This is a genomic window from Micromonospora sp. NPDC006766, from assembly GCF_040636055.1.
Lineage (GTDB): Bacteria > Actinomycetota > Actinomycetes > Mycobacteriales > Micromonosporaceae > Micromonospora.
This window is the reverse complement of sequence record NZ_JBEYIX010000014.1, coordinates 98,333-119,224: the sequence shown is the minus strand read 5'-3', so window position 1 is coordinate 119,224 and position 20,892 is coordinate 98,333. Positions and strand designations below refer to the sequence as shown.

Genomic DNA, 20,892 nt, shown 5'->3' with positions numbered 1-20,892 from the left:
GAGTGAAAGATCAATGCCTGACCCGGCGTCCTTGTTCGACGACCGACGTTTTCCGGACCTCGTGCGGGAGGCCCGGGAACGGGCCACGCGGCGACTGGCGGCGCGGGGCACCCGGCGTGCGCTGACCGCCGACGAGGACGCCCTCCTGGTCGCCACCGCAGAGACGGTGGACCAGCTCCACGCCCGGCTGCGGGAGCTCGGCGACCGGCTGCGACGTCCGCTGCTCGAGCTGATCGGGGTACGACCGTGCGCCCGGCGGGCCGCGACCGCCCACGTGACGTTCCGGTTTGCCCGACCGCTGCCGGAGCGGCTCGATATTCCACTGGGGACCCGCGTGGCCACCGACCCCACCGGCGCGGTGACCTTCGCGACGACCCGTGCGGTCGGCGTCATCCCAGCACGGGTGGAGCACCTGATCCGTGGCCCGGTAACCGAGGCGCCGCCGGGCACCGACCGGTTGCTCGTGGGCCTGGACACGGAGGGTGCCGGCCGCCTGCTGGCCATCCGGGTGGTGGGTGGCGCGGTCGGGGCGAGGCCGGGCGAGTGGTGGGAATACTGGCACGGCGCGGGCTGGCGGCCCTGCCGACATTGGGCCGCCGACGGCCCGGGGACCCTGGTGGAGGTACCGCCGGCGCATGTCCACAGCACGATCCAGGGGCGGCGGGCGGCCTGGCTGCGCTGGTCCGTGCCGGCCTCGGACGGCCTGGCCGACGTCGCCGAGGTGCACGCCGACACTCTCGGCGTAACCGTCGGCGCGGTGCACGCCACGCGGGTCGCCGACGAGCCCCTCGGGGTCAGCGACGGCACCCCTGGCCAATGCTTCCGGCTGCGGCACCGGCCGGTCCGGGTGGACGCGGCGGCAGACCCGGTGGTGGAGACCGGCGACGAGGACGGCTGGGTGCCGTGGACGGTCGTCGCCGACTTCGCCGGGTCGACACCGGACAACCAGCACGTCGTCGTCAACGACGCCGACGGCACGGTGTGCTTCGGGCCGCTGATCCGGGAGCCGGACGGGACGTACCGCCGCTACGGGGCTGCCCCGCCGGCCGGCACGGTGGTCCGCATCCGCGGCTACTGGTACGGCGGCGGCACAGCGGGCAACGTCGCCGCGGGTGCCCTGCGCACGCCGCTGGGCCCGGGGCTGCCGCCCGGCGTACGCGTCGAGAACCGCTTCCCGGCCCGCGGCGGCCACGACGGCGAGACCGAGGAGGATGCCTGGCGCCGGGCGCCGCTCGCGTTGCGGACCCGCGAGCGGGCGGTGACGGCGGCAGACTTCGAATACCTCGCTCGACTGGCACACCCCGACGTTGCCCGGGCCCACTGCGTGCCCGGCCCCGGCGACTGGGCGGTGCGCGTGCTGATCGTCCCCGACCCGATGCCCGAACGGCGGCCGCGCCCGTCGATCGCTGATCTGACGCCCGCGCCCCGGATGCTGGAGGCGGTCACCGCCCACCTCGAACCACGCCGCCTGCTCGGCGTCCGGGTGACGATCGAGCCGCCCGACTACGCGGGCGTCGCGGTGGTCGCAGACCTGGTGGCGGAGCCGGACGCCGACCCGCGAGCGGTGCACGCCGCGGCCGAGGAGGAGCTGTACCGCTTCCTGCATCCACTGACCGGCGGCTACGACGGCACCGGCTGGCGGTTGGGCCACCCGGTGCGCGACCGGGCTGTCGCCGAGCGGCTGGAGCAGTTGCCGCAGATCCGCCTGGCCCGGCGCGTCGAGCTGCACCCGGTCGACCTGACCAGCGCGGCCCGCGGCGCCCCGCAGCCGGAGATCGCGCTTGTCCCGACGGCGCTACCGGTCTCCGTCGACCACCTCGTCAGGGTGAGCAACGCATGAGCAGTCCGGGCCCGGACCCGGTGGTCGCCGCGGTCGCCGCGGAACTGCTACGGGAGGCCGAGGCGACGATCGAGTCGCTACCGGCCATGCTCACCGCCGCGACCGCACCAGACGACGTCGCCGCCTGGCTGCGGTACGTCGGCGGCGTCGAGCGCGGCGACCGGCTCGACGCCGACCGGGGTCGACGGGTGCTGGCCGCGCTGGCCCGCGAACGCCACCCGCGCGGCACGGCGGCCGCGCTGCGGGCGCTGCTGGAGGACCACTACGGCTGCCCTGCCGAGGTGCTGGACCCGGGCGGTACCACCTGGTCGGCGGGGTCCGGCCCGGCCCCGGTACCGGCGGGCCCGCCGACGCTGGTGGTGCGCCTGCGCATCGCCGACCCGCCCCCCGAGGCCGACGTCGAGGCGGTGATCCGTTCGGCGATCCCGGCCCACCTACCATTGCGGATCGAGTTCGCGGCCGGGCAGCTCGACGCCGCCGCCTCGCCCACGATCTCGCCGTGGGGCCGCAGACCTGCCTGAACACTGCCAACGCTCCGGTCAGGCCGATCAAGTGCGATCAGCCGTACGCCCCCGCGGGTGCCGTGACGATGTTGCCGGTCGGCTTCTTCACCGACACCCGCTTGCCGAAGTCCGAGGCGGCAAAGGTGTAGGTGGAGTCTTCGCCTTTGGTGTCCACGTTGGGCAACGTCAGCAAACACTGGACGACGCGGCCCTGTGCGTCCACCTTCGCCGTGAACACGATTTCCGTAGCCGGCGCGCCGATGCGTTGCGCCAGGATCGAGCCGAGGTGCCCGGCGGCCTGGTTCGCCGACGGGGTCTTGGTCAGGTCGAGCACGCCCCGGTACTCGTCGGCGCCGGGCATGGTGACATCGCGCGCCGTGGTCAGGAAGTCCAGCGCCGCAACCGGCGCGCCGAGGACCACCAGGCCCTGCTCCTTGGTGAACTTGGTGACGGTGTAGTGCAGGTAGGTCTTCGGCTCGACCTGCACCCACAGGTCGTTGCCGATCGCCACCATCTCGTCGGTGTCGCTCGGGTCGGGCGAGCGCAACCGCGCGCCCTTGGTGGCCGCGTCGTATTCTCCCGGCAGGCTATCCTTGCCGGAGGTGAGGGTGAAGGCGAAGCTCTGCGACCTCGTCGCGGCCACCGCCTTGGCCAGCGCCGGCCCGGCGTCCGGCAGCGGGGACGGGCTCGGTGACACCGACGGCGCGGCCGCTGAAGTGGTCGTGCTCTCCGGAGCGACGGTGGCGTCGGACGAACTGTCGCCACACCCGGTCAGGGTAAGGGCGAGGGCCAGTACTGCGACAGCCGGCACCTTGACGTTCATGATCGCCTCCAAAGGTAAACGGACAGTATGCCCCAGCCGTGCTGCCGGCGGGGCTCGCCGCCAGCGGCTCCGCATCAGGGCCGGTCGGCCCACAGGAGGGTCAGCACCGCGCTCCGCGCCGTTCCGAATCACCAACCATCACACGATCCTGATGGCGCGCACGATCTCCCGCGCCGCGCGGGCGCGGTTCTCGTCGTGCGGCCGGCCCAGCTCACGCGCGACCTCGATGGACCGGTCGAGCAGCGCCAGCGCCTCGTCGTAGCGGCCCGCCGCGCGGCATGTCTCGGCGTAGGTGTGCCGGCAGTCGATTTCCAGCTGCACCTCGGCCAGCGGCTCCAGCAGCTCGAAGGCGCGTCGGTGGTGTTCGAGCGCCTTCTCGGGTGAACCCATGATCCGCAGCGCGACACCGAGGTAGTTGTGGCACCACGCCTGGTTGTGTTGCAGGTTGTGCTGCTCGGACAGCCGCAACGCGTCCTGCAGCGTGCGCAGCGACTCGGCCGGGTCGTGCGATGCCAGTGCGACACCGAGGGTGACCAGCCCGGTGATCTGGGCAGGCCCGCTGGCCAGGGCGACGGATGCCCGGGCGAGGTCGACGGCTTCGCGGTGCCGCCCGAGGTGTAGTGCCACCCATCCGTCGAAGGCCAGCGCCTGTGCCTGCCCGGCGTGGTTCCCGATCCTTTCGAACAGCTCGCGTGCCCGCCGGAACTGCGCCTGTGCCGCGTTCAGGTCGCCGAGGTCCCGGCGTACGAGACCGATGCGCAGGGCCAGCGCAGCTGCCAGGTCGTCGTCGTCCGGCCCGGACTGCTCGGCCAGTTGGTAGGCGGAGAGCGCCTCGGTGAGGCGTCCGGCGGCGGCACGGGCGTAGCCGAGGTCGGCGAGCAGCGAAGCCCGGTGCTGGTGGCGGCCGAGACGTGCCGCGGCGGCCGCGGCGGCTTCGAGCAGGCGTGCCTGGTCGTCGGTGCCGCGGTGCCGGAAAAACCAGACCCGCATGGCCTGCGGCAGTTCGGCCACCACCTCGTCCATGCCGAGCCGCACGGCGGCGTCGAACCCGGCGACCAGGTTGACGTACTCGTGGTCGAACCAGGCCATGGCCTTCGCCGGGTCTCCCGGCGCGGGTTCCTTGCGGTGCGGTGCGGGCAGTTGCTGATCGTGAGCGACGGCCTGCGCCAGATAGTGCCCCAGAACCCGACGCAGGGCGGCTTCGGCCTGTGGCTCCTCGTCGGCGGCGAGGTCCGCCGCGTACTGCCGGATCAGATCGTGCATCCGGTACCGCCCGGGCGAGGGCTCCCGAAGCAGGTGGGCGTCGACCAGTTCCTCCAGCGCCGCGCCGACCCGGTCGGGTGGCATGTCGGTGAGCGCGCCCGCCGCGGCCGCGTCGAAGTCGGTGCCCGGCAGGACGCCCAGCAGCCGGAACATGCGGCGCTGGACCGCGTCGAGCTGCCGCAGCGACATGCCGAACGCAGAGTCGAAGCGGCCAGGGGTGGTACCCAGCCGCTCGGCCAGCACCGCCACCGTCCAACCTGGTCGGTGGCGAAGCCGCGCGCCCGCCATCCGCAGCGCCAGCGGGAGGCCGCCGCACTGCCGTAGCACCTGGCTGACCGCGTCGTCGTCGCTGAGCGCGAGCCCGGCCGCCCGGCCGAACAACTGCGCCGCGTCGGCGTCGGCCAGTGGCTCCAGGGACACCGGCGGCACCCCGTCCAGACTGATCAGCCGGTGGCGGCTGGTGACCAGGACCGCGGACTTCCCCGCGCCGGGAAGCAGCGGGCGCACCTGGTCCGCGTCGGCGGCGTTGTCGAGCACGACGAGGGCCCGCCGGCGGGACAGCTCCGACCGCCAGAGCGCCGCGCGTTCGGCGGTGCCGACCGGCATACGCGGGACGTCCAACGCGCCCAGCAGCCGGCCCAACGCGGCGTGCGGCTCCAGCGGCTCCTCGCCCGGGGTGAAGCCGCGCAGGTCAAGGTAGAGCCCACCATCCGGGTATGTCGGGGTGAGCCGGTGGGCGACGCGTACGGCGAGGCTGGTCTTGCCCACGCCGGCCATGCCGTCGATCGCGGCCGCGCCAGTGGTGTGCAGCAGCTCCTCGACCAGCGCGGACTCCGCTTCCCGGCCGGTGAAGTCGAACAGGTCGGCCGGCAGATCGTTGCGGCGCGGGAGGGGTGCCGCGCCGGCTCTGGCCGCCTCGGCCCACGCCGCTCGCAGTGGTCGGGGGTCGCGGCCCACGGCCCGGCACAGCGCAACGACGGCCTCCCAGGGCGGCACGAGCTGACCGATCAGGTACCGCGACAGCGACGAGCTGCTCAGACCCGCCTGGCGGGCGAGGGCGCGCAGGCTCAGCCCGCTCAGCTCTTTGATCCGGGCGAGCTGGGCCACCAGTCGCTCGTGCGGGCTGGACACGTGAAACACCGTACCCGTCCCGGCCCGTGGAGCCGGAACGGTGACTCGTTTGCGCTGCTCAGCCGGGCTCTTCGTGTCCCACGGTGTCCCACGGGCCGCGCGGGCCCCGGTACGCCGATGGTCGGATGACTCCTGTCGGAAACACCCCGCGACGAAGGAGAAGCGATGTCAACCGAGCGCATGCCGAACCCGGCGGTTCTGATCCCCGAGGCGATGGAGGCGCTGATGGCCGTCAACCGGGCCATCGCGGGTGCCGGGGTGGACGGCAAGCTGCTGGCGTTGAGCCACCTGCGGGCCAGCCAGATCAACGGCTGCGGCCCGTGTGTGGCCGGGGGCGCGCACCAGGCCCGCCAGCACGGCGCGACCACGGACCAGGTGCACGCCGTCGCCGCGTGGCGGGAGACGCCCTGGTTCAGCGACGAGGAGCGCGCCGCGCTGGCCCTGACCGAGGCCGTGACTCGGCTCGCCGACCAGCCGGACCCGGTGCCGGATCAGGTGTGGGACGTGGCCGCCACGCACTTCGACCAGAAGGAGCTGGCCGCGCTGCTGCTCAACATCGCGATCGTCAACGCCTTCAACCGGCTCAACGCGCCGACCCGGCAGCAGGCCGGCACGTGGTGACCTCAGCTCCACCGGCCATTAGCCCCACGTCTCAGAAAGAGGAAGTCCTCATGTCGACCACGACCAACACCACCGCCGCGAACGGCGAGAAGTACGACGGTTTCACCGACGAGGAGCGCGACGCGATGAAGGAGCGCGCCAAGGAGTTGAAGACGCGCGCTCGGCGGGGCGCCAAGACCGACCCGGAAAGCGACGTGCTCGCGAAGATCGCCGAGATGTCGGAGTCGGACCGGGTGATCGCCGAGCGGCTGCACGCCGTGATCAAGGCCAACGCGCCGGTCCTCACCCCCAAGCTGTGGTACGGCATGCCCGCGTACGCCCGCGACGGCAAGGTGGTCTGCTTCTTCCAGAGTGCGGCGAAGTTCAAAACGCGGTACGCGACGCTCGGCTTCAGCGACCAGGCGCACCTCGACGAGGGCATCATGTGGCCGACCACGTACGCCCTGGCTGAGCTGACCGCCGAAGCCGAGGCGAGGATCGGCGCGCTGGTGCGGCAGGCGGTGAGCTGAGGACGGGACGTACGGCGTCTCAGCCGGCCCGATCGGGCCGGCTGAGACGCGGGGATGTTGTTCGACGCTAACCGAGGCGGGCGAGGGTCGTCTTCAGCAATGTCTTGACCTTCTCGTCGGAGTCGGCGCGCTGGCCCACGGTCTTGATCTGCGCGTAGCCGACGTAGAGGACGGCGTTCGCCTTGTGCACCACGACGGTGACCAGATCGTCGTAGGTGTCCGGGTTCACGTCCGGGGGCGAGGTGTGCACGAGATGCTGGGCGAACCCTTTCCATCCGCCTATCTCGATCGACCGGCTACCGACCTGGTAGTCGCCCAGGACGGACGGCGGTCCGCCGAGCACGCTGAACGTTGCCGGACACTTGGCGGACTCGGCCACGACGGTGTTCATCGTGTCGTCGGCGAGCGAGGCGCTCTGGAAGACCACCGCGCCCTGCGTGACGACCGGAAGTGATGACGGCCCCACGAGTTGTGGTGCGACGATGCTGCGTCCGGTCGGGTTCCCGCCCACCGGCTCGATCGCGGGCTGCACCTCGACCTCGATGTTCTCGGAGCGCTGGCTGTAGGGGCAGGTCGGGATGCTGTTCGGTGGCGTGTAGACGACGTGCGAGGAGTGACCGTTGTCCTTGATCTCGGTCGCGCCGTCGCCCAGGTCGCCGGGGCTGACGAGGCCGAGCCGGATGGAGTCCACGGTGTACGGCGGCGTGGTCAGGGGTTCCGGAGCCTCGCCGGAGCAGCCCGTCAGCATGCCAAGGGCGAGCAGCCCGGCGGCGACTGCGGTCGATCGGCTTCGGGACGCCTTGCGGTCAACGCCTCGCATGTGTGTCAACCAACCTTTCAGCGTGCCGTGAAGGGGACACGCACGGGTGTCTCGTCGAAGTCGGAGATCCGGATGTTCAGCCGTAGCACCCACGACCCGGGGAACGGGACGGACATCGCGTAGGCCACGTAGTGGCCGGGTTCGGCTGCGGAAACCGTGACGGGTAGGGCCGTGACGCTGCGGTCGGGCGATTGGAGTTCGGCGGAGATCTCGGGCACCGCGACCAGTGAACCGTCCTGCCCGGTGAGGTAGATGTCGGCCACGTTGCTACCCGACCTCGCCGGCTCGATCGTCACCTCGACCGAGCCACCCCGCAGCCCGACCGCCTCGCCGGCCTCGTCCCCGGCCGGCACCGGGACGGTGACCTGCACCGGCGGCGCGTAACTAATCCGGGCCGGGACGGTGTTGACCAGCACCGCCGTGATCGACACGACGACCACCCCGAGCACGACCTCACCCGCGACCGAACGGCGCAACCGGCGCACCGCCACCACCGGCACGGCGTCAAGGGGTCCACCCCTACGCCGCCGCACGAACCGCCGCGCCCCGGCCGCGAGACCCACCACGACCAGGACAGCGGCGACCTTACCCAGCAGCAGCCGCCCAAAGTCGGTCGCCACGAGCGCCGCCCACGTCCCCACCTGCCGCCAGGCCAGATACCCACCCGTCACCGCGATCACCGCGAAACAGATCTCCGCCAGCCGGGAAAACCTCGGCAACACCGGCGCCAAGGACAGCACGCCGCCAGGCGCCCGCCCCCCGCCCGGGACCAGCACACCGGCCACGAGCAGCACCAGACCACCCAACCAGAGGGCCATCGCCAGCAGATGCAAACTGGCCGCCGGCACCGCCACCCACGTCTGCACACCGGTCTGCGCGTGATCCGCCAACGTCCACGTCAACGTCAACGCGACAGCGCCGACGGCGGCGGCCACGGGCAAAGCGGCCCGACCCGCACCGCCGGCCACCTCGGCCCCAGCGGACGGCGCGGCGGGGCGTACGGCGAGGCCGAAGAGCACACCCAGGGCCAGCACGATCACCAACCGTGCCACCAACGCATGACCCAACCGCGTCGACAACGTGGTGCCGAGCAGGTCAGGGTCGAACACCCCAGCGAGCGACGTGCCGGCGGCGTACGGCCCCTGCACGAGCAGCACCGCCAGGGTGCCAACGATCAGCGCGCCGAATCCCGACCAGACGACGCGCCGGCCCCGCCGGGTACCTCGCCCGGCGGGCCAGAGCACCACCACGAACAGCGCGCCACCGACAGCCAGCGCCATTCCCAGGAAGGCCACCGCGCGGCCGATCCCGTCCACCACCGGGATAACACGGCTGGCGTCCGGCTCCACCGGAGCCGCCACCGCGCTCGGATGGCCCACGCTGAAACTGAACGCGCCCGCCACCACGTGCGAATCGGCAGACGTCACCCGCCACGCCACCACATAGGTGCCCTCGGCCAGGTCGGCGGGCAGACTCACCCGCGCCGTGTTGGCCTTGCCCTCCACGTGACCAGGGGTGCCGATCGGCAGCTTCTTCGCGGTCACGTCGAGCAACTGGATCGACCGCTGGTTGAAACTCACCGCTTCGTCGAAACGCAGCCGCATCTCCCCCGGCGCCGAGGCGAGCACCTCCCCATCGACCGGCGAGGTCTCCAACAGATAGGCGTGCGCGTACGCCGGACGCGCGGCCACGACCAGATCCGTACCCAGACCACCAGCCACCAGGAGCGCGACCACCACCAGCCGTACGAACAGCCACGCCCGACCGCGACCCGCGGCACGCACTTCACGCATCATGCGACCTAGTCCGTACGCAGCTTGCTGGCCAGGATGAGCTTGCCGCCCCGGACCTGGGCGATGACGTAGTTGTCGTACGTCAGCGAGTGATCGGCGGCGAAGCGGAGCGCCCCCGTGAAGGTGGTGAAGTCTTCGAGCCGCGGGAGGTTGTCGACGACTTTCGAGGGATCGGTGTCCTCCGCCTGGCGCACCGCCTGCGCCAGCGCGCGGAGCGCGTCGTAGGCCTGCATCGCGTCACGGCCCGGGTCCCGTCGGTAGCGGTCCTTGAAGCGCGCCGCCCATCCGGCCGCTCCCGGAAGCAGCCGTGGGCCTGCGGCCATGCTGAGGTACGCGTCCTCGGCCGCTCTGCCCGCGGTCTGCAGAAAATCCGAGCTGTCCGACTCCGAGGAGGTCATGAAATAGCCGGTGTAGCCGGCCTCACGAAGTGCGCTCACCAGCCGTCCGCCCGGTTCCGCCGTCCCCGTCCAGTAGACGAAGTCCGCCTCGAAACCGGTGACGGTGCTGGTGAGCCCCGCGAGATCGGGGCCCGTTGTCCCGGCGCTGCGCATGCTCACCGTCAGGCCGTCGGCCTTGATCCGATCGGTCACGAGTTCGGACAGCTGCCGCGAGGCCGGTGACCCGTCTCCGAGCACCGCCACCCGCTGCGGGCTCCGGTAGCCCATCCAGTGCACGGCGGCCATCGCCTCCTGGTTTATCGTGCCCTCCATCGGGAACGCCAACGGCAGGCCGGCCTCGATCAGCCCGTCGGCGCGGGTGGAGGAGACCAGGAACGGCGTGGCGTCCGCGGTCTTCGCCGCCGCCACCGCCGCATCCTCGCACAGCCCGCCGATCACCCCCACGACGCTCTTGGCGGCCAGCCGCGTCGCCCCCTGCGCTCCGGTCGCCGGCGCGCAGCCGCCGTCCTCGACGGCCAGCCTCACCTGCCGTCCCAGCACCCCGCCCTGGTCGTTGATCTCAGCGGCAGCCAGCTGCGCCCCGTCGACGAGATCCTGCCCGCGCTCGGCCAGGTCACCCGAGAGCGGCGCCAGCACCCCGAACGTGATCTCACCCCGCGGCTTCGGGACGCTCCCGCCCTCGTCAGAGGCAGAGCACGCGGCGAGCAGACCGCTCACCACCAGCGCGGTCCCGCCCAGCGCGACCGCGCGTACGGCACCTCTGCGTCGCACCGTCCACCTCCCTGTCCGTCACACTGAAAGCCGGCCCGGGCGCGGCTGTCGCCGCGCTCGGGCCGGTGATCTTACTCAGCTGGTTACTTGTCGCACGAGTTCCAGCAGATTTTCTTGTCCGCCTTGCCGGCCAGCTTGCCGTCGAACCGCAGGACGTCGACACCCCGGTTGTAGTCCGCGACGTAGACCAGCCCGTTGTGCCAGTAGACGGCCGACGCCGAGCCACCGGTCACGCCCTGCCCCGCCGGCACGCGGAAGTAGCCGACCTGGGTCGGGTTCCTCGGGTCTGACACGTCGAGGAAGCGGGTGCCCTGCCCGTACCACCCCTGCGCCACGATGTTGCCGTTCACGGTGAACCAGTGCGCGGAGCAGCTACCGGTGGTGGCCGACCCTTCCTTGCCCCACGGCGACCAGTGGCTGATCAGTTCCAGCCGGAACGGCTTCTCCGGCGTGGAACGCCAGCCCTCACCGTCGTAGCTGCCCTTCAACGAGGCGATCTTGAACTCGCCCGCCTGCGAGCAGGTCGTGACGTTCTCGTTGGTGATGTAGAGCAGCTCGCCCTTGTCGAAGGAGCCGACCTTCTCCGTGGGGTGGTAGGCGTTGTGGTCGAAGAAGTCGTAGAAGGCGGTGCCGGCCGGGTTGATGGGATCGACGGTCCCGCCCGCGTACGGCACCGGGTCGTACGCCGTGGCGACGCGCTTGCGCTTCTGCACCGGGTCGTAGTGGTTGCCCTCGGTCCAGTAGCCGCGTACGCCACCCTCACCGGAGACCCAGGCGACGCCGTTCTTGTCGACGTCGACGCTGTGCACGTAGTCGGTGGTCCCGTCCATCCGATCGAGGTCGACCGCCCGGTCGAAGGTGTACGGGTGCTTGACGTCGTGGATGTCGGTCACCCGCACCGGCACGCCGTTCCAGGACGGGTCGTGGCCCGGCGTCCCCGTGTTGGCCGGACCGACCGACCACAGGTACTTGCAGTCGTTGATGCAAGTCGACGTGTGCCCGGCCGGAATCGGGTGGAAGACGATGATCTCCGGCTTCCACGGATTCTTGACATCGACGATGTAGACCCCGGACTGACCGGTCTTGACGGTGCCACCGAAGCCGCGCGGGTCCCGAATGAGGAAGACCAGCTTCCGCTTCGGGTCGACGGTCATGTTCTCGCCTTCCCAGAACCGGTCCTGGGTGTCCCCCGGCAGACGCAGCTCGGCCGCCGTGATCGTCGAGACCAGCGCCGGGTGCTGGGGGTCCTTCAGCGACCAGATGGCGAGGCCACCGGTGCCGTTGGCGAACATGAAGTCATGGCCGTACTTGTCGTAGTTGATGAAGTTCAGCGCCGCGTACCCGCTGACTCCCTTGACATTGTCGATGAACGTGACGTTGCCCGCGACGGCGGTCGTCGGCACGTTGTGGACATCGTCGAGGATCGGACCGCCGTGGGCGGAGTTGTCCGACGGGCCCGGGCCTGACGGCCCGTAGGCGGCTGCGGTGCCAGCTCCATACAGCTGCACTGCCACAGCTGTCGCCAGAGCGACCGCACCCGCCACGAGGGATCTCGTTTTCAACACATGCTCCCTTGGCATTTCTCCCTTGGCGACCCTCAGTGCAGGTTGACAACCGCACGACCGAAGGGGGCCGCCGTCCAACACTAGGGACGGCACGAGCGGACCGTCATGGTGCATATGTCGAGAAGGCCGGCGTACGGCTCCGTCATCCGTCGTGATCTCGCGGGACTGCCGGCATCATCGGACCGAGCAGCAACCACTCACGCGCATGCTGGAGGACGACATGGTCAGACCGGACGATCAGACCGCGAGGGTGCTGCGGGCGTCGGAAAAGATGGCACCGCGCTACGACCGCGACATTCGCTTCCTGGAGCGGGTTCAGTTCGCCGGCGGCCGCGAATGGATCGGCGCGCGCGTCGAAGGCCACGTGCTGGAGGTGGCCGTCGGCACCGGCCGCAACTTCGACTGCTACCCGCCCACCGTGAGCGTCACCGGGGTTGAGCTGAGCCCCGCCATGCTCACCATCGCCAAGCAGCACGCGGTCGACCTCGGATTGGACGTCGACCTGTGCCAAGCAGACGCCCAGGCGCTGCCGTTGGGCGACGGCAGCTTCGACACCGTGGTGTGCACCCTGTCGCTGTGCAGCATCCCCGACCCGGCCGCCGCGATCGCCGAGATGAAACGCGTGCTGCGCCCCGGCGGCCGCCTGCTGCTGCTCGACCACATCCGCAGCACCTGGCCACCCCTCTACGCTGGCCAGTGGCTCTTGGAACGGCTCACGATCCGCGCCGCCGGGGAACACTTCACCCGCCGCCCGCTACCCCTCGTCAAAGCCGCCGGGTTCGAGATCGTCGAAGCCCAGCGGCTCAAGGCCGGCACCGTGGAACGCGTCGCGGCCCGCAAACCGTCCATCGCCTGACTCGCAGCCGCGCCGTACAGCTACAGGTGGCCGGTGTCGTTGAAGCTGACCAAGGTCGGCGGTCGGGCGGAATCCCACTGCACGACGGTGATCGCGCAGTTGGCCTGGTTGAGGCCGATCCACCGCCACTCCGGGGCATCCAGCACGTGCCGGACGAACCAACCGATGACGAAGTTGTGCGTGATCAGCAGTTCGTGCCGATCGGCGTCGCCGGCGACACCGAAGTGCGCGACAGCAGCTTGCAGGGCTACGGCGTCTTCGTCGCGTTCGTCGTCGGGCACGCCGTCGAGCCAGGCGTGCCACCGGTCCGGATATCGGCCGCGCTGCCCGGTGGAGGGCACCGGCGTTCGGTCCGCCACGAAACCGCAGTCGTGTCTGGGCACCTGCGGTAGATGACCGGCGACGATGTCGGCGGTCTGGGCCGCCCGGGCCAACGGGCTGTGGTGGATCGCCGAGAAAGGCACCGCACGCAGCCGCCGGCCGAGCCGGTCCGCCTGCTCGCGGCCGAGTGGCGAAAGGCCTCCGTCCGAGGCGTGATCGGACGCCGGATCCTGTTCGCCGTGGCGGACGAGATACAGCCGGGTACGAGCCATCGTGGGTCACCCTCCGGGCCTCGTGGGACGAGGAGCACGATAGATCATCACGGACCCCGCCGAGTGCCCTCTGCTGCCGCGATCCGCGCCGCGACTCGGGAAGGCCAGTCAGGCAAAAAGAGGACCGACTCCCGCCACTCCCAACATATAGCGCATTGGGGGCCTTGCGGCAAGACCCGGGTCGTGCCGCAGAATCTCCCGCCGAAGCCAGCACCTGCGGAAATCAGGGATTCACGGCATGGCCGTTGCTCGTGGCGGCACGCCGCCGGATCACGCGGAGCAGCTGGCCCAGAGGTGAAACGTTCAATGGGGGGCTCATGTTTGACGTGATCGTTGCCGGCGCTGGACCGACCGGCTTGATGCTGGCCAGTGAGTTGCGGCTGCACGGCGTGCACGTGCTCGTGCTGGAGAAGGAGGCGGAGCCGACCCGGCAGGTTCGGGCGCTCGGTCTGCACGTGCGCAGCATCGAGGTGATGGACCAGCGCGGTGTGCTGGAGCGGTTCCTCGCGCACGGCCAGCAGTATCCGGTCGGCGGTTTCTTCGCCGGCATCCCCACGCCCTCCCCCGACCTGGACACCGCACACGGGTACATTCTCGGCATCCCGCAGACAATCATCGATCGGCTGCTCGCCGAGCGCGCCGCCGAGCTCGGTGCCGAGATCCGGCGCGGCTGCGAACTGGTCGGGCTGAGCCAGGACGAACGTGGGGTGACCGCCGAGCTGGCCGACGGCACGCGGCTGCGCTCGCGCTACCTCGTCGGCTGCGACGGCGGCCGCAGCACGGTGCGCAAACTGCTCGGCGTCGCCTTCCCGGGTGAACCCGCCACGGTCGAGACACTGCTGGGTCACATGGAGGTGGCCGCGCCACCGGAGACGGTGGCCGCCGTCGTGGCCGACGTCCGCAAGACCCACAAGCGGTTCGGCGTCGCGCCCTTCGGGGACGGGGAATACCGCGTCGTCGTGCCGGCCGAGGGGGTGACCGAGAACCGCACGGTTCCGCCGACCCTCGAGGAGTTCAAGCAACAACTGCGGGCGTTCGCCGGCACCGACTTCGGCGTGCACTCACCACGCTGGCTGTCCCGCTTCGGCGACGCCACCCGGCAGGCCGAGCGCTACCGGGTCGGCCGGGTGCTGCTGGCCGGCGATGCGGCGCACATCCACCCGCCGACCGGCGGCCAGGGCCTCAACCTCGGCATCCAGGACGCGTTCAACCTCGGCTGGAAGCTGGCCGCCGAGGTCGACGGCTGGGCGCCGCCGGGGCTGCTGGACAGCTACCACACCGAACGGCACCCGGTGGCCGCCGACGTGCTCGACAACACCCGCGCCCAGATGCAGCTGATGTCCACCGAGCCGGGCCCCCAGTCGGTGCGCCGCCTGCTCGCGGAACTGATGGACTTCGAGGACGTCAACCGGCACCTGATCGAGAAGATCACCGCGATCGGGGTCCGCTACGACTTCGGCGAAGGCCACGAACTGCTGGGCCGGCGGATGCGGGACGTGCGGCTGAAGCGGGGACGGCTCTACGAGCTGATGCACGGCGGCCGCGGACTGCTGCTCGACCAGACCGGCCGGCTCTCGGTCGCGGGCTGGGCAGATCGGGTCGACCACGTCGTCGACAGCAGTGATGAACTGAGCCTGGCCGCCGTGCTGCTGCGGCCGGACGGCCACGTGGCGTGGGCCGGTGACGATCAGCAGGATCTGCTCCACCACCTGCCACGGTGGTTCGGCTCCTCCGTCGGCTGAGGTCGCCCGGGTGGCCGTCGGGGCGGCCGGTGCGCGCACCGGCCGCCGGACGACCCGCGCCGCTACGTTTACATGCCCAACTTTTCAAATTAGCCTAGGCCGATTCCGGTCGCGCGAAGGCCGCGTGCCTGAGCCGACCTGGCGAGCCCACCGTTCGGACCACTGATCGACAAGGCCACCCCCCCTCGGGAAGTATCCATTCAATGATCACCGGCTGCACCGGCGCGCGACCGACCGCCGCTTCCCACCACGATCCGCTCCCTGCCGCCGCACCTCACGGCAGGTGGCATCGCTGGCGGCGGCTGCACCACGAATGGGCCACGAACACGGGCCGGGCGGGGTGACGACGGTGCGGCTGTCAGTTGTGGTGCCCTGCTTCAACGAGGAAGCCTCGGTGGAGCGGTTGCACACGGCGGTGACCGAGGCGCTCGCGGACGTGCCCGACGTCGACCTCGAGGTGGTGTATGTCGACGACGGCAGCGACGATGGCACTCTCGATGCGCTGCGCCGGCTCGCCAACCGGGACCCGTCCGTGCGGTACACGTCGCTGAGCCGGAACTTCGGCAAGGAGGCGGCGATGCTGGCCGGTCTCGACCGCGCCACCGGCGACGCGGTCGTCATCATGGACGCCGACCTGCAGCACCCGCCCCGGTTGCTGCCCGACATGGTGACGCTGTACCGGCAGGGGTTCGACCAGGTGATCGCCCACCGGGACCGGCACGGTGACCGTTTCCTGCGGATGCTGGCCTCTCGGTCCTTCTACCGCATCGTCAATCGGTGGATCGACGTACGGCTGCAGGACGGGGCGGGCGACTTCCGGCTGCTGTCCCGGCTGGCGGTGGACGCGGTGCTGGCGATGCCGGAGTACAACCGCTTCTCCAAGGGGCTGTTCTCCTGGATCGGGTTCCGGACCGTGGTGATCTCGTACCGCAACGAGCTCCGCCAGGCCGGGCGAAGCAGGTGGAGCTTCGGCAAGCTCTTCAACTACGCGTTCGACGGGCTCCTGTCGTTCAACAACCGGCCGCTGCGGCTGGCCATCTACGGGGGCCTGTTCCTCACCCTGATCGCGGTGGGCTACATGGCCTGGGTGGTCGCCGACGCGGTCGAGAAGGGCATCGACGTTCCCGGCTACACCACCACCATCGTCAGCGTGATCGGGATCGGCGGAATCCAGATGATGATCCTCGGCGTGATCGGGGAGTACATCGGCCGGATCTACTACGAAACCAAACGCCGGCCGCACTACCTCGTGCAGGAGACGGAGGACCTGGCCACGGAGACCCGGTCGGCATCCCGCCGGCCGGCCCCGCCAGCCGAGCGAGTGCCGGCACGCAAGGAGGTCCCACGGCAGCGCAGTGCCCGCCGCACCGCCGACGAGCCCGTACGGGAAGATCCGAACTGACCCATCTCCGCCCCGCCGCCGGCGAACCCGGAGCACTCAGTCTCCGGTGGAACCAGCGGCGTCGACGATCGAGACGGGAGTGCCAAGTTCGACGGTACGAGAGACGGTGCAGAGCCGGTCGTGCGACTGCTGCAGCGACCGGGGCAGCGCCTCACGCGCGCTGTCACCGTCCGCGCCCACCGGGAACGTCACGGTGAACTCGACCCTGAGGTTCTCCATCCGATTTCCCCCGGCCTCGTCCCGGATCTTGTCGCCAGTGACTTCGACGGAGAACCGGGTCGGCTCGGCACGGCGGCTGGTGATGTGGTCCACATCTATCGCACTGCAGCCGCCGATGGCAGCCAGCAGCAGCTCCACCGGCGTGAAGCTGGCATCCTGACCCGCGCCCATCGGCAACGATCCGCCGCGGACGTTCCGCACGACGTACTGCCCGACGCTGGCGCGCTCGATCTCCACCGAGCGGAGGGTGTCATCAGTCATAACAGGGAAACTACCCAGGTCTCCTGGCCCCCGAGCCACCGCCCTGGCCGGCCGATCGCCCGCCCTGGCAGGAGTTGAGGCCAGGCGGTCACCGGGTCAGGCCGACCAGAGTCGCCAAGCGCGCCACGCCGGCCGGTGCCAGGTGGCTCCGGGCGAGTTCGGCGATCACCGTACGCGCCGCCGGACGACACCGGACCTCGGCCGGCGCGATCCCATCCGCGTCGACCAGCACGCGCCCCGCGCCACGCAGGTCACCGACCTGGAGGTACGCCCGCGCGGCGTCCACCAGATACGCGGCCCGGTATTCGGCCGGGAGCAGCCGCCACGCCTCCCGCCGGATCGCCTGCTCGTGGCGATACACCGCTTCCTCGGCATTGCCCAACTCGACCGCCGCCACGATCCTGGCCAGCTCGACGGCGACGAGCCCGAAACTGGTTTGATGAGGGTCCTCGCGGGCATCGACCCACGCCGCGATCTCGATAGCCTGGTCGGTCAGTTCCTCGACGCGGCGCCCCTCGACGCAGCCGGCGGCGGCCAACGCGGCCTGGAGCAACAACGCACCCTGCACCGCCAGCTTGCCCGAGCCCTCGGGCAGCCGCACGGGTGCGATGCGGTGGGCGGCGGCAACCGTCGCCGCCATCGCCAACCGCCCCCTGCCCAACGCCCGGAGTGCGTGCCCGATCGACACGGCCGCCGCACCCGCCAGCACCGGATCGTCACCCGCCGTGGCAACCGCCCGGTCGGCGGCCAACCACCCGAGGTCGGCCTCACCGAGCTTGACCAGCACTGACGACATGATCCGGTAGACCGACACCAGCAGCTGCATCCCGTGCACCGGGTCGACCGAGTGCAGGCGCTGAGCGGCGTCCAGCAGCCCCGGTAGCGTCCGAAGAACCTGAGGATAGTCCGCGTGCTGATAGGTCAACCAGAGATGCCCGACCTGCCGCCCCAACTCGGTCACCGACACCGGGTCGCCGGGCTCACCGGTCCGTGCCGCGTCGTAGCGAGCGAGCGCGGCACGCACCCCGTCCACCGCGACCAGGAGCACCGGCGGCGACGGACGATGCTGGCCGAGCAGCATCGCCGGATCGACCCGCAGAACCGTGGCGATCTCCTGGATCACCGAGTACTTGTCCAACACGCGGGCACCGCGCTCAACCTTGTCCACCCAGCTCTTCGACTTGCCGAGCCGGTCCGCGAGCATCTGCTGCGTCATCCGCTGTCGCACCCGCCAGCGCGCCACCCGCCGGCCGATCGGCAGCTCATCCCCGGTCACGTCGCCACCGACCTGCCCGGCGTTCACCACTCCCCCTCCCCCGGCCAGTGACCACGATTGATCGGAATCCGGTGTCGGGCACGACACGGCAGCTCCGTTCCACACCGGCAGACCCGCCGCCACCGCCGCCAACACCACACCGGCCGATGCCGCCGCGCGAGAGTCATCGCCGCGGCGAGCAGGTATTCCTCGTACGAGACACGTCGCACCGGATCTCCCCTCGGACCTCGTCGACGGCACGGCGGCCGGGCCTGCACTGGTCATCCGACCCCCGCACCTGCCACGGGTGGGCCCGGTGCTCGGGCCGCGCTTCATGCGTGTCCCGACACTAACCCGAACCTGTCCAACCTGTCCACCCTGTCGATAGAGCGAACAGCATAGACAGCCTGGTGCGGCTGGACAGGTGGAAGCCTGTGGGAATGATCGACCCTTGGTCACCGCGCTCATTCGCTGAACAAGTGGCCGACGCGCTCCGAGCGAAGATCGACAGCAGGGAGTGGCCGCCCGGGCACAAGCTCCCTGGCGAGGTGACGCTGGCACAGACCTACGACGTAGCGCGCGGCACCGTGCGGGCCGCGCTCGACGCGCTACGTGAGGAAGGCCGGGTGGTGACCTTCACCGGACGCGGAACGTTCGTAACGCCCGAGGGCGACCGTAACCCTTGACATTTGACTGTCGGATAAACACGTAGCGCCACGCTCGTGACCGACCCCAGCGCGGATCGCGCGATCCGCACCCGTCTGCCACCTCGGTCATCCGTCCATCCGACTCGTGTCGTCCGGCGATGTGTCCCCCGTAGCTGTCGGCGTTGCAGTCGGCAGTACCGATAGCCCCAGAGCAGGGGTCAGCAGTTCACCGACTACAGGTAAGCCCGAGGGGCGTGGCGCGGGCCGAAGAGCTAGCCACGCTCGGTTAAGTGCGCAAACGTGGTCGCCGCTGGTCGTCGTTCGTCATGCCCGTCTGACGGCCTGGCCCATCGCCTGCCCGAAGAGAAGAGGAACAAGGCCTGCCCCGCCGGCCGGGGCGGAGCTTAACCTTCTGCCCTCGGCCGATTTCGTTGCTTCGAGCGAACTGCGTCGCGTCGGGTGGCACCATGCCGCCCGAGACAGTGACGTCCCGTTTCCCGCGTTCCTCGCCCTACTGGCCAGTGGTCAGCCACCCCCTGCTGCGACGGGTCCTGCCCGGACTGGCGGTGTCCGCTCTCGGCGACGGCATGGCGCTGATCGCGGTGACCTGGCTGGCACTACAGCTGGCACCCTCGGGCCAGCGCGGCACCTGGACCGCGATCGCGGTGGCGGCATACACCCTGCCCAGTGCCGCCGGAACCATGGTCTTCGGCCGGTATCTGAGCGGCCGAGGCGGTGCCCAGCTCGCCAGGTGGGACGCCATCCTGCGGGCCGCCGCTCTCGCGGCGATCCCCGCTGCCCACCTTGTCGGAGCGCTCAGCATCGGCCTCTACGTGGCCTTCCTCGCCGCGGCCTCGCTGCTGCGCTCCTGGGGTTCCGCCGGGCGCTTCACCCTGGTCGCCGAACTCCTGCCCGAACGACACCACCTGCCGGCCAACGCGGTGCTCGGCATCATCGGCGACGCCGCCACCATCATCGGTCCCCCGCTGGCGGGCATCCTCATCAGCTGGGTCGGTCCGGTGTGGGTTATCGCGATCGACGCAGCGACCTTCGCTGTCCTGGCGCTCACCTACCGCCTCGCCGTTCCCGCCGAAAGGAATACAGGCCCAACGAACACTGCCACGTCTCGTACAGCAGGCTTCGGGATCATCCGCCACAACCGATCTCTGCTCGGCCTACTAGCGCTGGCCTTTGGGTTCTTCCTACTCTTCGGCCCGTTCTACGTAGCCATGCCCATCCTCATCACCGAGGATCTACACGCCTCCGCAACGACCCTCGGGCTGTACTACACGGCATTCGGTGCCGGCTCCCTCCTCGGCGGCCTCGCCACCGGCTACCTGCACCGCTGGCAGCTCTGGCCCACTACCATCGGCATCGTCATCGGGTTCGGCGTCGCCATGCTGCCTCTCGGTCTGGATACGCCCGTCGGCCTGTCTCTGCCGGCCTTCGCCCTCGCCGGCCTCATCTGGGCTCCATACATGTCCACGTCGATGGCACTGTTCCAACGCACCACCACCACGAAACGCCCCCAAGCCCTGGCCGCCAACAGCGCTGTCACCGTCCTGGCGGTGCCACTGGGCACCATGCTTGGCGGCCCGCTGACGGCCGGCATCGGTGCCCGCCAAACGCTCCTGCTGTGCGCCGCAGCGACCATCGCCCTCGGTGTAGTCGCCGCCGGGCTGGCTCTCCTCCCCCACAAGCCGTCCGCGACCGACGACCATCCGCCTTTGGCGGGCCGTGCGAACGAGCGCCTGCCCGATCCTGACGTTCACAGCGATTCGGGAGCCGTCAGACGTTGAAGCGGAACTTAGATCCGCCCTTCCGTGACCTGCGGCGGCCTGGCCGAGAGGCTGGTCACGTCACGTCTTCGGCTCACCTCA

Annotated in this window: 18 protein-coding genes; 9 read left to right on the top strand and 9 right to left on the bottom strand. The window is 70.6% G+C overall.

Features of this window, described 5'->3' with window-relative positions; all coding sequences use genetic code 11:
* Positions 1–13: 13 nt before the first annotated feature.
* Both ABZ671_RS15630 and ABZ671_RS15625 read left to right on the top strand, forming a co-directional pair.
* Positions 14–1,840: a putative baseplate assembly protein gene (locus tag ABZ671_RS15630; RefSeq protein WP_357857437.1), complete on the top strand. Its 1,827-nt coding sequence runs from the start codon at positions 14–16 to the stop codon at positions 1,838–1,840.
* The gene (locus ABZ671_RS15625) at positions 1,837–2,361 is read left to right on the top strand and encodes a phage tail protein (RefSeq protein ID WP_357857434.1); all 525 of its coding nucleotides are present in this window, start codon (positions 1,837–1,839) and stop codon (positions 2,359–2,361) included. Before ABZ671_RS15630 ends, ABZ671_RS15625 begins: the two co-directional genes overlap by 4 nt.
* A 37-nt stretch (positions 2,362–2,398) precedes the next feature.
* Here ABZ671_RS15625 and ABZ671_RS15620 read toward each other — a convergent pair whose 3' ends face one another.
* Both ABZ671_RS15620 and ABZ671_RS15615 read right to left on the bottom strand, forming a co-directional pair.
* Complete coding sequence (locus tag ABZ671_RS15620; RefSeq protein WP_357857431.1) at positions 2,399–3,166, bottom strand: hypothetical protein; 768 nt, start codon at positions 3,164–3,166, stop codon at positions 2,399–2,401.
* Positions 3,167–3,304: 138 nt separating this feature from the next.
* Positions 3,305–5,560 (bottom strand): tetratricopeptide repeat protein, encoded by a 2,256-nt coding sequence (locus tag ABZ671_RS15615; RefSeq protein ID WP_357857428.1) that lies wholly within the window; start codon positions 5,558–5,560, stop codon positions 3,305–3,307.
* A 165-nt stretch (positions 5,561–5,725) separates the two neighbouring features.
* Between ABZ671_RS15615 and ABZ671_RS15610 the strand changes: the two genes are divergently transcribed.
* Both ABZ671_RS15610 and ABZ671_RS15605 read left to right on the top strand, forming a co-directional pair.
* Positions 5,726–6,181, top strand: coding sequence for a carboxymuconolactone decarboxylase family protein (locus ABZ671_RS15610; RefSeq protein WP_357857425.1), 456 nt, complete (start codon positions 5,726–5,728; stop codon positions 6,179–6,181).
* A gap of 50 nt (positions 6,182–6,231) precedes the next feature.
* A complete protein-coding gene (locus ABZ671_RS15605; RefSeq protein WP_357857422.1) occupies positions 6,232–6,690 on the top strand; it encodes a DUF1801 domain-containing protein in 459 nt (152 codons plus the stop codon).
* Between the two features lie 67 nt (positions 6,691–6,757).
* On the opposite strand, the gene ABZ671_RS15600 is transcribed toward ABZ671_RS15605, so the two are convergent.
* The 4 genes from ABZ671_RS15600 to ABZ671_RS15585 all read right to left on the bottom strand — a co-directional run bounded on the left by ABZ671_RS15600 (position 6,758) and on the right by ABZ671_RS15585 (position 11,980).
* Complete coding sequence (locus ABZ671_RS15600; RefSeq protein WP_357857418.1) at positions 6,758–7,510, bottom strand: hypothetical protein; 753 nt, start codon at positions 7,508–7,510, stop codon at positions 6,758–6,760.
* 17 nt (positions 7,511–7,527) lie between these two features.
* A complete protein-coding gene (locus ABZ671_RS15595) occupies positions 7,528–9,294 on the bottom strand; it encodes a copper resistance protein CopC (protein WP_357857415.1) in 1,767 nt (588 codons plus the stop codon).
* Positions 9,295–9,311: 17 nt separating this feature from the next.
* Positions 9,312–10,472 carry a branched-chain amino acid ABC transporter substrate-binding protein gene (locus tag ABZ671_RS15590; RefSeq protein WP_357857412.1) on the bottom strand — a complete coding sequence of 387 codons (1,161 nt, stop codon included), beginning with the start codon at positions 10,470–10,472 and terminating at the stop codon, positions 9,312–9,314.
* Between the two features lie 83 nt (positions 10,473–10,555).
* A complete protein-coding gene (locus ABZ671_RS15585) occupies positions 10,556–11,980 on the bottom strand; it encodes a hypothetical protein (protein WP_357857409.1) in 1,425 nt (474 codons plus the stop codon).
* Between the two features lie 277 nt (positions 11,981–12,257).
* Here ABZ671_RS15585 and ABZ671_RS15580 point away from each other — a divergent pair, with 277 nt between their 5' ends.
* On the top strand, positions 12,258–12,893 hold the full coding sequence (locus ABZ671_RS15580) for a methyltransferase domain-containing protein (RefSeq protein WP_357857406.1): 636 nt from the start codon (positions 12,258–12,260) through the stop codon (positions 12,891–12,893).
* Positions 12,894–12,913: 20 nt separating this feature from the next.
* On the opposite strand, the gene ABZ671_RS15575 is transcribed toward ABZ671_RS15580, so the two are convergent.
* On the bottom strand, positions 12,914–13,486 hold the full coding sequence (locus ABZ671_RS15575; RefSeq protein WP_357857403.1) for a histidine phosphatase family protein: 573 nt from the start codon (positions 13,484–13,486) through the stop codon (positions 12,914–12,916).
* A 317-nt stretch (positions 13,487–13,803) separates the two neighbouring features.
* On the opposite strand from ABZ671_RS15575, the gene rox reads away from it, so the two are divergent.
* Complete coding sequence (gene rox, locus ABZ671_RS15570; RefSeq protein WP_357857399.1) at positions 13,804–15,228, top strand: rifampin monooxygenase; 1,425 nt, start codon at positions 13,804–13,806, stop codon at positions 15,226–15,228.
* A 340-nt stretch (positions 15,229–15,568) separates the two neighbouring features.
* Positions 15,569–16,630, top strand: a complete 1,062-nt coding sequence (locus tag ABZ671_RS15565; protein ID WP_357857469.1) for a glycosyltransferase family 2 protein — start codon at positions 15,569–15,571, stop codon at positions 16,628–16,630.
* Between the two features lie 36 nt (positions 16,631–16,666).
* Here the strand turns inward: ABZ671_RS15565 and ABZ671_RS15560 are convergent, their stop codons facing one another.
* Both ABZ671_RS15560 and ABZ671_RS15555 read right to left on the bottom strand, forming a co-directional pair.
* On the bottom strand, positions 16,667–17,110 hold the full coding sequence (locus ABZ671_RS15560; RefSeq protein WP_357857395.1) for an OsmC family protein: 444 nt from the start codon (positions 17,108–17,110) through the stop codon (positions 16,667–16,669).
* A gap of 88 nt (positions 17,111–17,198) precedes the next feature.
* Positions 17,199–18,413, bottom strand: coding sequence for a helix-turn-helix domain-containing protein (locus ABZ671_RS15555; RefSeq protein WP_357857392.1), 1,215 nt, complete (start codon positions 18,411–18,413; stop codon positions 17,199–17,201).
* Positions 18,414–18,844: 431 nt separating this feature from the next.
* Here ABZ671_RS15555 and ABZ671_RS15550 point away from each other — a divergent pair, with 431 nt between their 5' ends.
* A complete protein-coding gene (locus ABZ671_RS15550) occupies positions 18,845–19,051 on the top strand; it encodes a GntR family transcriptional regulator (protein WP_357857389.1) in 207 nt (68 codons plus the stop codon).
* Positions 19,052–19,479: 428 nt separating this feature from the next.
* Positions 19,480–20,811 (top strand): MFS transporter, encoded by a 1,332-nt coding sequence (locus tag ABZ671_RS15545; protein ID WP_357857386.1) that lies wholly within the window; start codon positions 19,480–19,482, stop codon positions 20,809–20,811.
* Positions 20,812–20,892: the final 81 nt, after the last annotated feature.

Bases quoted from the DNA above. Each gene is read 5' to 3' on its own strand.
- ABZ671_RS15630 (WP_357857437.1), top strand. From the start codon at position 14: ATGCCTGACCCGGCGTCCTTGTTCGACGACCGACGTTTTCCGGACCTC.
- ABZ671_RS15625 (WP_357857434.1), top strand. From the start codon at position 1,837: ATGAGCAGTCCGGGCCCGGACCCGGTGGTCGCCGCGGTCGCCGCGGAA.
- ABZ671_RS15620 (WP_357857431.1), bottom strand. From the start codon at position 3,166: ATGAACGTCAAGGTGCCGGCTGTCGCAGTACTGGCCCTCGCCCTTACC.
- ABZ671_RS15610 (WP_357857425.1), top strand. From the start codon at position 5,726: ATGTCAACCGAGCGCATGCCGAACCCGGCGGTTCTGATCCCCGAGGCG.
- ABZ671_RS15605 (WP_357857422.1), top strand. From the start codon at position 6,232: ATGTCGACCACGACCAACACCACCGCCGCGAACGGCGAGAAGTACGAC.
- ABZ671_RS15600 (WP_357857418.1), bottom strand. From the start codon at position 7,510: ATGCGAGGCGTTGACCGCAAGGCGTCCCGAAGCCGATCGACCGCAGTC.
- ABZ671_RS15580 (WP_357857406.1), top strand. From the start codon at position 12,258: ATGGTCAGACCGGACGATCAGACCGCGAGGGTGCTGCGGGCGTCGGAA.
- ABZ671_RS15575 (WP_357857403.1), bottom strand. From the start codon at position 13,486: ATGGCTCGTACCCGGCTGTATCTCGTCCGCCACGGCGAACAGGATCCG.
- rox (WP_357857399.1), top strand. From the start codon at position 13,804: ATGTTTGACGTGATCGTTGCCGGCGCTGGACCGACCGGCTTGATGCTG.
- ABZ671_RS15560 (WP_357857395.1), bottom strand. From the start codon at position 17,110: ATGACTGATGACACCCTCCGCTCGGTGGAGATCGAGCGCGCCAGCGTC.
- ABZ671_RS15545 (WP_357857386.1), top strand. From the start codon at position 19,480: ATGCCGCCCGAGACAGTGACGTCCCGTTTCCCGCGTTCCTCGCCCTAC.